At 62.2% G+C, this 12,916-nt stretch carries 15 protein-coding genes; 5 read left to right on the top strand and 10 right to left on the bottom strand.

Annotated features, from left to right (window positions below; genetic code table 11):
• Positions 1-2: 2 nt before the first annotated feature.
• The 4 genes from WG78_RS06655 to ubiA form a co-directional block, all read right to left on the bottom strand.
• Complete coding sequence (locus WG78_RS06655; protein WP_053936994.1) at positions 3-542, bottom strand: YbhB/YbcL family Raf kinase inhibitor-like protein; 540 nt, start codon at positions 540-542, stop codon at positions 3-5.
• Positions 543-658: 116 nt separating this feature from the next.
• The gene (locus WG78_RS06660; protein ID WP_053936995.1) at positions 659-1,387 is read right to left on the bottom strand and encodes a YebC/PmpR family DNA-binding transcriptional regulator; all 729 of its coding nucleotides are present in this window, start codon (positions 1,385-1,387) and stop codon (positions 659-661) included.
• A 64-nt stretch (positions 1,388-1,451) separates the two neighbouring features.
• Positions 1,452-2,297: a hypothetical protein gene (locus WG78_RS06665; RefSeq protein ID WP_053936996.1), complete on the bottom strand. Its 846-nt coding sequence runs from the start codon at positions 2,295-2,297 to the stop codon at positions 1,452-1,454.
• 9 nt (positions 2,298-2,306) lie between these two features.
• Positions 2,307-3,185 carry a 4-hydroxybenzoate octaprenyltransferase gene (ubiA, locus tag WG78_RS06670; RefSeq protein WP_053936997.1) on the bottom strand — a complete coding sequence of 293 codons (879 nt, stop codon included), beginning with the start codon at positions 3,183-3,185 and terminating at the stop codon, positions 2,307-2,309.
• A 267-nt stretch (positions 3,186-3,452) separates the two neighbouring features.
• Between ubiA and WG78_RS06675 the strand changes: the two genes are divergently transcribed.
• Positions 3,453-4,664: a sialidase family protein gene (locus tag WG78_RS06675; RefSeq protein WP_152969097.1), complete on the top strand. Its 1,212-nt coding sequence runs from the start codon at positions 3,453-3,455 to the stop codon at positions 4,662-4,664.
• Positions 4,665-4,761: 97 nt separating this feature from the next.
• Here WG78_RS06675 and WG78_RS06680 read toward each other — a convergent pair whose 3' ends face one another.
• Positions 4,762-5,286 carry a chorismate--pyruvate lyase family protein gene (locus WG78_RS06680; protein WP_161805076.1) on the bottom strand — a complete coding sequence of 175 codons (525 nt, stop codon included), beginning with the start codon at positions 5,284-5,286 and terminating at the stop codon, positions 4,762-4,764.
• A 120-nt stretch (positions 5,287-5,406) separates the two neighbouring features.
• Here WG78_RS06680 and WG78_RS06685 point away from each other — a divergent pair, with 120 nt between their 5' ends.
• From WG78_RS06685 to bioH, 4 genes are read left to right on the top strand one after another with little or no spacing between them, the layout of a single operon-like run.
• Entirely contained in the window at positions 5,407-6,153 is a 747-nt protein-coding gene (locus WG78_RS06685) for an AzlC family ABC transporter permease (protein WP_083458830.1), read from the top strand.
• Positions 6,150-6,461: an AzlD domain-containing protein gene (locus tag WG78_RS06690; RefSeq protein ID WP_053937001.1), complete on the top strand. Its 312-nt coding sequence runs from the start codon at positions 6,150-6,152 to the stop codon at positions 6,459-6,461. The genes WG78_RS06685 and WG78_RS06690 overlap by 4 nt, the downstream gene beginning before the upstream one ends.
• 27 nt (positions 6,462-6,488) lie before the next feature.
• Entirely contained in the window at positions 6,489-7,706 is a 1,218-nt protein-coding gene (gene bioF / locus WG78_RS06695; RefSeq protein WP_053937002.1) for an 8-amino-7-oxononanoate synthase, read from the top strand.
• Positions 7,703-8,473, top strand: coding sequence for a pimeloyl-ACP methyl ester esterase BioH (bioH, locus tag WG78_RS06700; protein ID WP_053937003.1), 771 nt, complete (start codon positions 7,703-7,705; stop codon positions 8,471-8,473). The genes bioF and bioH overlap by 4 nt, the downstream gene beginning before the upstream one ends.
• Before the next feature lie 75 nt (positions 8,474-8,548).
• Here the strand turns inward: bioH and WG78_RS06705 are convergent, their stop codons facing one another.
• From WG78_RS06705 to grxC, 5 genes are all read right to left on the bottom strand, one after another.
• A complete protein-coding gene (locus WG78_RS06705; protein WP_053937004.1) occupies positions 8,549-10,162 on the bottom strand; it encodes an inorganic phosphate transporter in 1,614 nt (537 codons plus the stop codon).
• Positions 10,163-10,335: 173 nt separating this feature from the next.
• Entirely contained in the window at positions 10,336-11,325 is a 990-nt protein-coding gene (locus WG78_RS06710) for an NAD(P)H-dependent glycerol-3-phosphate dehydrogenase (protein ID WP_053937005.1), read from the bottom strand.
• Entirely contained in the window at positions 11,322-11,768 is a 447-nt protein-coding gene (locus WG78_RS06715; RefSeq protein ID WP_053937006.1) for an SH3 domain-containing protein, read from the bottom strand. Before WG78_RS06715 ends, WG78_RS06710 begins: the two co-directional genes overlap by 4 nt.
• Positions 11,746-12,219, bottom strand: a complete 474-nt coding sequence (gene secB / locus WG78_RS06720) for a protein-export chaperone SecB (protein ID WP_053937007.1) — start codon at positions 12,217-12,219, stop codon at positions 11,746-11,748. Before secB ends, WG78_RS06715 begins: the two co-directional genes overlap by 23 nt.
• Positions 12,220-12,382: 163 nt before the next feature.
• Positions 12,383-12,643, bottom strand: a complete 261-nt coding sequence (gene grxC, locus WG78_RS06725) for a glutaredoxin 3 (RefSeq protein WP_053937008.1) — start codon at positions 12,641-12,643, stop codon at positions 12,383-12,385.
• Between the last annotated feature and the right edge of the window lie 273 nt (positions 12,644-12,916).

Genomic DNA, 12,916 nt, shown 5'->3' on the forward strand with positions numbered 1-12,916 from the left:
CGTTAACGACTCCAGGTGGCGGTGTAGCTGGCTTTGCCCAGCGTGGCAAAGTGTGCCACGAAGCCTGCGGTGGCAGGCGTGACGCCGGGCGGCACATCCAGCCGGGCGGTCTTGAGCGCAATCACGGTAATCAGATAGCGATGGCTTTCACCCACGGGCGGGCAGGGGCCCAGATAGCCGGGCTGGCCGGTGTCATTGCTGATCTGCAAGGTGCCCGCGGGCAAGGCATCAGGCTGGCTGCCCGCGCCACGCGGCAATTGCGTGGTGTCGGGGGGCAGATTGGCAATCACCCAATGCCAATAGCCCGAGCCCGTGGGCGCGTCCTGGTCATACATGGTGACCATAAAGCTTTGCGTGCCTGCGGGCGGATTGCGCCAGACAATTTGCGGCGACTGGTTGCCGCCGCTGCAACCAAAGCCATTGGCGATCAGATTAGGGGCGAAGCGATGTCCGGGCAGGTCGGGGCTGCTGACTTCAAAGTCGGCGGCGGTGGCCGTCATGGCGGCAAATGCAAAAAAGGGGATCAAAAGGCGGGGGGACATACTGGCTCTCCGGTGGGTTCAACGGTAGAGCCAGTATGCGTTGCAGTCACCGCGGACTTGATGCGGCATCAATCAAGTTTGGTGCCGATCCGCTCAAACTGCGGAATGCGATGGCGTTACTCTTCGTCCATCACGGCGGTGGTGTACACCTCTTGCACGTCGTCCAGGCTTTCCAGCGCGTCCAGCAGCTTTTGCATCTTGGCCACGTCGTCGCCCACGATTTCGGTTTCGGCCAGCGGCTTCATGGTGACTTCGCCCATCTCGGCTTTGAAACCTGCGGCTTCCAGCGTGTCCTTGATGCCGACGTATTCGTACGGCGGGGTGATCACTTCGATCGAGCCGTCGTCGTTGGTGACCACGTCATCGGCGCCTGCTTCCAGCGCGGCTTCCATCAGCGCGTCTTCGTTGGTGCCCGGCGCAAAGATCAGATAACCACAGTGTTTGAACTGGAACGACACGCAACCGTCGGTGCCCATATTGCCGCCGTACTTGGCAAAGGCGTGGCGCACATCGGCCACGGTGCGTACTTTGTTGTCGGTCAGGCAATCCACCATGATGGCCGCGCCGTTCAGGCCGTAGCCTTCGTAGCGGGTCTCGGCGTAATCCACGCCTTCCAGATTGCCGGTGCCGCGGTCGACTGCGCGCTGGATATTGTCTTTGGGCATGTTGGCCGCCAGACCTTTATCAATCGCCAGACGCAGACGCGGGTTCATGTTGACGTCGCCCCCGCCCATTTTGGCGGCGACGGTAATTTCTTTGATCAGGCGGGTGAACACCTGGCCGCGCTTGGCGTCCTGACGGCCCTTACGGTGTTGGATATTCGCCCATTTGCTATGGCCGGCCATGATGAGACTTCCCTGCTAAAGCGGTTAGAAAAGATAGGCGCGGATTTTAGCACAGCCGGGCGTGTCAGCCACCGTGGCCGAGTCGGCCCAGCGCATACGCCAGCACCGCGCTGACCATCACCAGCAAGGCGGCGCTGCGGCGCTGCCAGAAAGCCAGCACCCCCGCGCTCCAGAGTACACACAGCGCCAGCGCGGGCCAGCGCGGCAACCAGACCCAGCCCAGGCACGTGGGCAGCATGATCAGTAACCAACCCAGCCATGCCGCACGCATACGGGTGCGCCGGTCGGGCGGGGCCGGGGCGAGGTCGGGCAGCCAGCTTAATAAATCGGGCAACACCGTGTCGGCCTGTTCGGCCAATGCGGCCAGCAAACGCGCAGCGGTGGCGGGCGGCGCACCGACGCTGATCAACAAGGCCTGCAGTCCGACAATTTCTTCAGGGCCGGGCAGTTGGGCTGCGGCGTCGTCTTCATCCGGATTGATTTTGCGCACGGCCGCACCGCGCGGCGTACGCCCGGCGCGCACGCTTTGCCAGATCAGGCCACCCAGCAACAGCAGCCAGCTGATAAAGGCGAGGGTGGGGGTGAGCAGGTTAAAACCTGCCAGCAGCATCGGCACCGTGGCGATGGCCAGCGCGGCGTCTTGCGCGCTCTGGTGACTGATGCGGCTGACGCTGCGTGCATGCAGCGCATAGAGTGCCGCGCCCGGCAGGCGACTGGCGCGTAACACCGGCCACGCCAGCAACGGGCCAAAGCGGCGCACCAGCCACAGCGGCAAGCGGGGCGGGTCGGCCAGCGGCGTTTGCAGCGCAGCGATTTCCAACCAGTACCATTGCCGCGGCGTGCCCGCTTCGGCATCGGACAATTGCAAAGCCAGCGCGCGCGGTGCGGTAATCAGCGCGTTCCACGCCATGGCGCGCGGTTATCCGCGCAGCCAGAAATCGAGCAGCAGCCCGACAAAGATGACGCCGCCGATGCGGTTATTGGTCAGAAACGCTTTAAAGCAACGCTGCGGATTGCGATCCTTGATCAGCGGAAATTGCTGGAACAGCATCAGCGCCAATGCGCCCAGCAGCGCCACCGCGTAAATCCAGCCGCGCCCGCTGGTCCAGCCAGCCCAGGCCATGACCGCCAGAAACACAAAGTGGCACAGCATGACCGCCGCCACATCAAAGCGGCCAAAGGTAATCGCCGACGTCTTGATGCCGATTTTCAGATCGTCCTCGCGGTCGGTCATCGCGTACGCGGTGTCATAGGCGATGCTCCAGAACATATTGCCGATCAGCAAAATCCAGGCAATCGGCGGCAGCGTATTGGTGAGCGCGGCGTACGCCATGGGAATGCCAAAGCCGAACGCGATGCCCAGATAGGCTTGCGGGATGGCCAGAAAACGCTTGGTAAACGGATAGCTGGCGGCCACAAACACAGCCGGAATCGACATCCAGCGCGTCAGCGGGTTAAGCGGCAGCACCAGCAAAAACGCCAACAGCGCCAGTATGGTGGCCAGCCACAGGGCTTCTTTGGGCGAGACCAGCCCCGCTGCCATCGGCCGGTTTTGTGTGCGTTCGACGTGGCCATCAAAGTCGCGGTCGGCGTAGTCGTTGATCACGCAGCCCGCCGAGCGCATCAGGATGGTGCCCAGCACAAAAATCGCCACCACGCGCCAGTCCGGATGCCCAGCGCCGGCAAACCAGAGCCCCCACAGAGTGGGCCACAGCAGCAGCAAGCTGCCGATGGGTTTATCCATGCGGGTGAGTTTGAGGTACAGCGTCAGGCGGGAAGGTTTGGCAGCAAGCGTCATGGCAAAAAGCTTCGATCTGGAGCAAGTGCGCAGTGTGCCGTAAAGGCTGTCTGGCTGGAAGCGGCTGCGCGCGCGGACTATGGCGGGCGCGGGGGGCGGCGGGCGGAGTGCGGCCGCTTGGCGCAAATATCGCCAAAGATGCATTTCGATACACGAAAGACGTCGTTTCAGTTGGCGCGGAATGCGTTAATCTTGTCGCCTTCCAGGCGCAGCGCCTGGCATGACCGCCCGCCGGTCTCTTGATTAAATTAATGGAAGCCGCTCAACGTGAACATTTTTTCCAAACGGGCCGTTGCCCTCAGCCTTAGCCTCGGTCTGGTCGCTTGCGGCGGCTCGTCTGATTCGAACACCGCAGCACCGACCGGCTTTACGGTGCTGCCTGCCGATGGCGCGGTGGTGGTCAGCTGGGATGAAGATTCGAGCCTGACGTACTGGTTGTTCAGCGCGCAAAGCACCACGCTGACGCGTGACAACATCCTGCAACAGCCCAGCCCGCGCATTCTGAACGGCGTGACTTCGCCGTGGGCGCAGACCAGCCTTACCAACGGCCTGCCGTATTCGTTCTTGATGAACGCCGCCGTGGGCAGCGACAAAGCTGGCGCATCGACCAATGTGCTGACCGCTACGCCGCAGGCTTCTGGCTACACCTGGACTGCCGGCGTCGCACTGGACAACGTGACGCGCCGCGGCCTGGTGTCGAGCGCATCGATTTATGTGACGGTGGGTTCGGGCGGCAGTATTCGCACCAGCGGCCCGGCCGGCACGACCTGGACTGATCGGACTTCCGGCACCACCAATGATCTGCGTGGCGTGACCTGGACGAGTGGCCTGGCCAATCTGTTTGTGGCGGTCGGCGCCAACGGCACCATTGTCACCAGCCCGGACGGCATTACCTGGACCACCCGTACCTCGGGCACCAGCGCCAATCTGAACAGCGTGGCGGTCAGCGCCGGTTATTACGTGGCGGTGGGTGATAACGGCACCACACTGTATTCGGCCGACGCGGTCACCTGGACGGCAGAAACGCCGTTTACCTCGGCGACGTTGCTGGGCATCAACTACAACATCAGCGACACGAAGTTCTACGCCACTGGCGCGGGCGGCATCATGTTTACCAGCTCCGACGCCACCACGTGGACCCAGGTAACCACCAATACCGGCAATGATCTGTATAGCGTGGCCGCGAACAGCTCGGGTGTGCGTGTGGCGGTGGGCGCCAACGGCACTATTATCGAAAGCACCGATGGCACCACGTGGGCGGTACAAGCGTCGCCGACCACGCAAAACCTGTATGCCGCCGTCTGGGGCACGCAGTTTGAAGCGGTGGGCGCGGGCGGGGTGGCGCTCAATGGCACCACTACCGGTACGGTGTGGACCACGGCCAATTCGGGCACCACATCCGATCTGTATACCTTGAGTTTTGCCTTCTACCGCTTGATGTCTTTGGGCGCGGCGGGCTCCAATACGCTGTCGTACTAAACGGCGTTTGTCGGCAAAAACAACGGCCCCGGCCTGACAGGATTGCAAGTCCTGTTACGCCGGGGCCGTTGTTTTTTTCGATGCGATCAGCGCCGCATCAAAACGTGGGCGGCAGAAATACTTCAGTAACCAGCAAGCGATCCGGTCCGGTAATAAACAGCGAACGTCGCGCCCACAAGCGCGCGGGCAATGGCCCGACTGCGGCGTGCGCCTGTTGCCATAAGGGGTGACGGCGGTCGATCTGCCGCCAGGCCAGCGGGCTACGGCGGATGGTGGGGTCGGCAAACAGCATCGAGCCCAACGAGCGATTGCCGATGCCTTTTAAGCGGCGAAAGCCGCCACGTACGGCGCTGCGCGTGGCCACGCTGTGGGCGTATACCAATGGCGTTTGCCCGCTCATCAACAGCACATCGCGCGTTAACACCCGCGCGCGCCGCCGTTGCTGCAAGGTGGCCAGTTCGTCGCCATGTGGCGGTTGTTCGCGCTGGCGCAGCACGCGCACGCTGAATTGGGGGTAATGGGCCACCAACCGGGCGGTCAGTGATCCGCGCTCGGCCAGCCAGGGCTGCAAGGCGCGGGGAGCAAGGCATCGCGAGTGATGCCAGCGAAATCGGGTGGGCATGGGCGGCGGGGTCGTCGTGCTTTTGTGGGCGCAATTATGCACTGTTTGCACACTGTTTGGCCGTCGCGCGGCATGCACTGTGTCGGGGCGAAATCGGAAGTGTCCGTTAGAATGCGCAACATGACTGCAATCACTTCCTCCCCGGCACAACCCGCGCCGAACCTCCATCCCGCTGGCTTCTGGCAGGGCGCGCGCGACACACTGCCCATGCTGATCGGCGCTGCGCCGTTTGGCATCATCTATGGCACGCTGGCCATTTCGCACGGTTTGCCGGTGTGGGCCACCTTGCTGATGTCCGCGCTGGTGTACGGCGGCGCCAGCCAGTTTATTGCCGTGACCTTGCTGGCGGCGGGCACGTCGGCCCCGATCATTATCGCCACCACATTTATTGTTAATCTGCGCCACGCCTTGTACAGCGCGGCGTTGCTGCCTGCCGTCAGCGCCTTGCCGCGTAGCTGGCGCGCGGTGATGGCGTGGTTTCTGACCGATGAGACCTTTGCCATCGTGTTCCACAAACTCGACAGCGGCGAGCCGGTACGGTTGGCGCGCTTTTATATGGGCTCGGCGCTGGCGATGTTTGGCAACTGGTTGTTCTGGACCAGCACGGGCATCGTGCTGGGCCAGAGCGTGCCCGGCATCGCCAACTGGGGTCTGGAATTTGCGATGGTGGCCACCTTTGTCGGCATCGTGGTGCCCTTGCTCAAAGATCGCTCGCATGTGGCCGCCGCTTTAGCCGCAGCGGCCGTGGCCATCGTGGCGCGCGGTTTGCCTTTTAAACTGGGGCTGATGGCGGCGGCACTGGTGGGGATTACCGTGGGCGTGTTGCTGGCGCCCAAAGCGCAAGCCAGCGTGGAGGCCCAGCCATGAATACCTTGTTACTGCTGCTGGGCATGGCTGCGGTTACCTATCCGGTGCGTGCGGGTTTGTGGCTGCGTGGGGGGCAGATTCCGCCGCGACTTAAACAGGCGCTCGATTACGTGCCCACCGCCGTGCTGACCGCCATCACCGTCCCCGCTGTGTTATTGCATAACGATCAAGTGTGGTTGAGCTGGCATAACGCGCAACTGGCCGGTGCGCTGGTGACCGGCATCATCGTCTGGCGTACGCGCCATCTGCTGTGGGGTATAGGCGGTGGCCTGGTGGTGTATGCGCTCTGGCGCGTGTGGCTGGCCTGACGCCAACGTTGTCGTACAATCGCGGCCATGGCTATAAACCCGCACGCTTCCTCCCCGTTTGCCGCACTGGCGGACGAACTAACCCAACGCCGCGCCGACCATTTGTATCGCCAACGTCCGCTGCTGCAATCGCCGCAAGGGCCCGTGGTGACGGTGGCGGGGCGCACGCTGAATAATTTCTGCAGCAACGATTATCTGGGACTGGCCCACCATCCGGCTTTGGTGGCGGCGGCGCGCGAGGCCGTGGCGCAGTGGGGGGTGGGCAGTGGCGCTTCGCATCTGGTGTGCGGCCATCAGCAGCCGCACCAGGATGCGGAAGACGCCCTGGCCGCATTTGTGGGCAAACCTGCGGCCCTGACCTTTGCCACCGGTTACCTGGGCAATCTGGCCGTCATCACCGGCCTGGTCGGGCGCGAAGACGCGGTGTTTGCCGACAAGCTGAACCATGCTTCGCTGAACGATGCCTGTTTGCTCTCGCGCGCTACCTTCAAGCGCTATGCGCATAACAACCTGACGCAACTGGCGCATTTGCTGGCCAATACTCCCGCGCGGCGCAAGCTGATCGTGGCCGATGCCGTGTTCAGCATGGATGGCGACCAGGCGCCGCTGGCCGAATTGCTGGCGCTGGCCGAAGCGCATGATGCCTGGCTGTTTATCGACGATGCGCATGGTTTTGGCGTGCTGGGCGAGGGCCGAGGCGCCATGGCCGCAGCCGGGCTGGACAGCCCGCGCATTGTTTATCTGGCCACGCTGGGTAAAGCGGCCGGCGGCGCTGGCGCTTTTGTCGCGGCCGAGGCGGTGGTAATCGACTATCTGATCAACCATGCGCGGCCCTATATCTATACGACGGCGGCGCCCGCCTTGTTGGGGGCAGTGACGCAAGCCAGCTTGCGCGTGATCCAGACCGAACCGGAACGTCGCGTGGCCTTGCAGGCGCATATTGAATTGCTGCGCGTGCGCCTGTTGGCAGCGGGCGTGGCGTTAATGCCCTCATCCACGCCGATCCAGCCCGTGTTGATGCCCGATAGCGCGACAGCATTGGCGGCCTCGCAGGCATTACGCCAACGTGGCCATTGGGTGGCGGCAATCCGCCCGCCCACGGTGCCGATGCCACGCTTGCGCATTACCTTGTCCGCCGCCCACAACACCGCCACCGTGGCGCAGCTGGCGGATGATCTGATCGAAATTTTGCGCGACCTGCCTGCAATGCCGGGCGGAGCCGCCGCACCAGGGGATCCAGCTTGAGTTTGTATTTTGAAAGCGTCGGCCAAGGCGCGGACGTGGTGTTTTTACATGGCTGGGCCATGAATGGCATGGTCTGGCGGCAGGTCACCGAGGCGCTGTCCGACGACTTTTGCTGCCATCGGGTTGATCTGCCAGGCTGCGGCCGCAGCGACACGGTAACGCCATACACGCTGCAGCAACTGGTGGATACGGTGGACGCGGCGTTTCCATTGCCGGTGCATGTGGTGGGCTGGTCTTTGGGCGGCGCGGTCGCCACGCAATGGGCGTTGCAGCAAGCAGAGAAAATCCGCTCGCTAACCCTGGTGGCGTCTTCGCCCAGTTTTGCGCAGCGCGAGGATTGGTCATGCGCCACGCCGATGTCGGTATTGCAGCAATTTACTGACAATCTGGGCGGGGACTGGCGCGGTACGCTCAAGCGCTTTGTGTCGCTGCAAACCATGGGCGGCGGCGAGGCGCGCGAGCTGGCGCGGCGGCTGATTGACGACCTGTTTGGCCATGGCGAGCCCGATGCCGCGGCGCTGAAAGCCGGGCTGGAGATTTTGCGCGATACCGATCTGCGCGCTGACGTGGGCCGCTTGGCGCTGCCGGTGCTGCTGCAATATGGCGATCGCGATGCGATGACGCCGCTTGCGGCCGGGCAATGGTTGGAGCAGCACATCGCGGGCGCGCAACGGGTGACGCATCGCGGCGCGGCGCATGTGCCGTTCCTGTCGCATCTGGCCGATTTCGTGGCGGCGCAGCGGCGCTTTCTGCACGACGCCAGTTAGCCGGAGCCGGTAGCACGAGCGAAAAAAACGGGCGCCTGGAGCGCCCGTTTTTATATTGCATTGCCACGCTGAGGCTTATACGCCCAAGCGGCTGAACAACCAGTATAGACCGCCTGCGAGCGCCATCGCGGCAGGCAGCGTCAGCACCCACGCCATCAGCAGATTGCGCACCGTGCTCATCTGCAAGCCCGAATGGTTGGCCGCCATAGTGCCCGCGATGCCCGATGACAGCACGTGCGTGGTGCTGACCGGCAGACCATACATATCGGCAGCGGCGATCGTGGTCATGGCGACCAGTTCTGCGCTCGCGCCTTGCGCGTAGGTGAGGTGGCTTTTGCCGATCTTTTCGCCGACCGTGACCACGATGCGCTTCCAGCCCACCAGGGTGCCCAGGCCCAAGGCAATGGCCACCGCGATCTTGACCCAGGTCGGGATAAAGCGCGTGGCGTTATCGAGGGTCTTGCGATAGTTGGCAACCACCACCGCATCATCGCCGGTCAGTGGGCTGTGCGCGTCTTTCAGCAGCAGACGCAGCGCTTCGGAATTGAGGTACATGTCGTTGCGCACGTTCTGCACCACGGTATTGGGCAGGCGGTTGAGCGTGTCGTACTGCGCAGTCTGGCTTGAGATCGCCGCGGCCAATGCGGTGACGGCGGGCAGCGTGTCCGGCGCAATGGTGCGGGTCTGGATAAAGTGCTGCACGGCGCCGCGGTAATCCTGCGGTGCGGCGTCGCTGCTGTGTTTTTTCAGTGTGGCCTGCACTTGCTGCGATACGGCCTGAAACGTGACCACTTCTTGCTGCGGCAAGGCGCGGTTAAGCGCGTAGGTGGTCGGCAGAATACCGATCAGGATCAGCATGATCAGCCCCATGCCTTTCTGGCCGTCATTGGAACCGTGCGCAAAGCTGACGCCGGTACAAGTGAGCACCAGCAAACCGCGAATCCACCACGGCGGCGGGGCATTGGTCTTAGGTTCTTTGTACAGGGCCGGCGCGCGCACCAGAAATTTCATCAGCAGCAACAGCAGCGCGGCGCAGAAAAAACCCACCAGTGGCGACAGCAGCAGCGATTTGCCGACGTTGAGCACTTGCGACCAATCCACGCCAGTGGTGTGGCCGTTGTTGCCCGACATGAACTGGTTGGCCAGGCCCACGCCGATGATGGAGCCAATCAGCGTATGCGAACTGGACGCGGGCAGGCCGAGCCACCAGGTGCCCAGGTTCCAGATGATGGACGCAATCAACAGTGCAAATACCATCGCGAAACCGGCGTGGCTGCCAACATGCAGAATCAGCTCGACCGGTAGCAACGAGATAATCCCGAACGCGACCGCGCCGCTGGAAAACAGCACACCAAGAAAATTGAAGAAGCCCGACCACACCACAGCAAAAGTGGCGGGCAGCGAGTGCGCGTAGATGACGGTGGCAACGGCGTTGGCGGTGTCGTGAAAGCCGTTGACGAACTCGAAGCCCAGCGCGATCAGCAGTGCGACGCCCAACAGGATGTAGGGCAACCAGCTGCTGGTGGCGGTGGCGGCGGCATCGATATCGTGCGCCAGGCTGAAAACGGTAAACACAATGCCGCCCAACAGCAGTAAACCAAACAGCCCGATCGCGAGTGGGCCGTTCTGTTTTTCGAGCGAGGGGCGTGGGCCGCTGCGTGCGGCCTCGAACGTAGTAGCGTCGGACATGGCACATCTCCGTGGGTTTGTGCGCCCGACGCTACGCGTCGTGTGTTGCAGATTGATGATCGTTTGCTGACGTGCGATCGGTGGCGGAACTATTTGCGGCACAAACAAAAACGCCCGGAAAAACCGGGCGTTAGCGTATGCGATCAATACTGACGTAAGAGCACAGATCAGCTTTACTCGCCTTCGCGTCGGGGCGCGCGGCCCATCAGCGTTTGCAGCACATCCACCACGGCGGCGTCGTCGAACAGCACGCGGCAAACACCCGCGGTAATCGGCATATCCACGCCCAACGCCTGCGCCTGACGCAGCACTTCGCGCGCGGCGGGCACCCCTTCGGCCACGTGACCGAGGTTTTTCAGCACATCATCGAGCTTGAGGCCTTCTGCCAGCAGCAAACCGACGCGGCGATTGCGTGACAGATCGCCCGTGGCGGTCAGCAGTAAATCACCAATGCCGGCCAAGCCCATAAAGGTCTCGGGGCGAGCGCCTTGCGCCGCGCCAAAGCGCGCCATTTCGGCCAGACCACGCGTCAGCAGCGCTGCACGCGCGTTGAGGCCGTAGTTCATGCCATCGCAAATGCCGGCGGCAATGGCCAGTACGTTTTTAACCGCAGCGCCAATTTCGACGCCGACCAGATCATCGCTGGCATACAGGCGCAGCACCGACGTATTGAGCGCGGTGGCGGTGCGCTGGGCGAAGTCAGCATCGCTGGCGGCAATGGTGACGGCCGAAGGCAAACCGCGCGCCACTTCTTGCGCAAAGCTGGGGCCGGACAACATGCCGCGTGGCACATCGGCAGGCATTTCCTCGTCGGCAACCTGATGCGGAAACTTCATCGTGCCCGCTTCCAGCCCTTTACAGGCCCAGAGCACGGGCGCGCACGAACCCGCGGCAGTGAGCGCTTTAAGCGTCGGGCGCAAGCCGGACAGCGGCGTTACCAGCAGGATCAGCTCGGCGCCCGCAATGGCGGCCGGGAGATCGGCATGGACACTCAGACTATCGGGAAACGGAGAATCAGGAAGATAACGCGTGTTGGCGCGCGCGGCCTGCATATCGCTGGCCTGTTGTTGATCGCGACACCACAGGGCCACCTGATGCTGGCCGGCAAACCGGATCGCCAGCGCGGTACCCCAGGCGCCTGCGCCCAGAACTGCTAGTTTCATGCGCCCCAAACCTCTTCAATACGAACATAACCAGTTGCGCCGTCGCGATGTTTGACCTTGAGCCAGCCCGCGCGATTGTTATCAACCAGTTCGAACAAGACGTCTTTGTCGGCGTGCAACACCACGGGCGATGATTGATCCGCCTGCTGGCGAACATCAAGCGCCTTGATGGCCACGACAATATGTTTGGTGGATAGATCAGCCTTGTGAACCCAGGCCAGCGTGCCGTCGCGATCACGTACCCGCACCCACGCGTCAGCTTCGGACAAGACTTCGACCGGCGTATTGCGGCTGATCACAAACAGCTTTTGGGCGGAATCTTGCGGCGCCTGGTACAGCACAACGCCATGGCGGACGGCTGAGCGGATATCGAGTGCGTGCACCGCGCCACTGCATAGCAGCAGCGCGGTGAGCAGCGACTTAGTGAGTCGTTGCGTCGGCATCGGCGCCTTCAGCTTGCTGAGCGCGTTGCTGCAGATAGATCGCTTCGAAGTTGATCGGTTGCAGCAGGAAAGGCATGAAACCGGCGCGCGTGGTCAGGTCAGACACGGCTTCGCGCAGGTACGGGAACAGGATGCTTGGGCAGCCGATGCCCAGCAGCGGTTCCATTTCTTCAGCAGGGATGTTTTCGATGGAGAACAGGCCGGCCTGAGTGGCTTCGACCAGGAACAGGGTGCGTTCGCCTACCTTGGCCTGGATGGTGGCGGTCAGCTGGGCTTCATAAAAGCCGTTGTCAAAGCCGGTGGCCTGGTTGCGGAACTGCACGCTGAACTCAGGTTGCTCTTGTTCCATGAAAGCGCCGGGGCTGTTGGGCGATTCCAGCGAAACGTCTTTGACATACACTTTCTGAATCGCGAAAACCGGTTGCTTCGCGTCTTGGTTCTGTTCGCTCATCGCGACATCCTTCCTTGTATTGCGGCGGGGCCGCGCGCTTCTTGATTTAAAAAAACCGTCTCATGTTTGCTTGAATGCCAAGTGCGCTGCATTCGGGCCACAGCGCGCAGAGCGCCATGACTGCGGCCGAAATCATCGCACGAAAGTCCGGGCGCTGCCAGCTTCAGTCATCCGCCAGTAAGGGCGCCAGGCCACCCGCCCGATCCAGCGCGGAGAGGTCATCGAAACCGCCGACGTGAGTGTCGCCTATATAGATTTGCGGCACGGTGCGGCGGCCAGTGCGTTCCATCATCTCTTGCTTGCGACCGGGTTCCAGATCCACGCGGATCTTGTCGATCTGTTCTACGCCTCGTTGCGACAGCAGTCGCTCTGCCATGACACAGAACGGGCAAACCCCGGTGGTATACATCAATACCTTGGCCATCTTGTTGCTCCTTATCAATGCATTCTTTAATGCGGCGCCAGGGAAGCATGGTGGGGGCAAGCGCGACTGGCATCAAGCGGCTAACCGGCCAGTACAGATATATGGGCTTTTCTGGCACCACTAATATTACATACCTAAAATCTGGATTTGCGCAGGAAAGGGCGTGCTGATTGCGCTGATTGGCGCTTTTTTGAGGAGTTTTGATAACGCGGGGGAAAGGCGTTTAAAACGGAATACTGATATGCCTTCAAAAATCTTTAACAAAGATTTGCT

The sequence above is a fragment of the Amantichitinum ursilacus genome, from assembly GCF_001294205.1.
Taxonomy (GTDB): Bacteria; Pseudomonadota; Gammaproteobacteria; order Burkholderiales; family Chitinibacteraceae; genus Amantichitinum; species Amantichitinum ursilacus.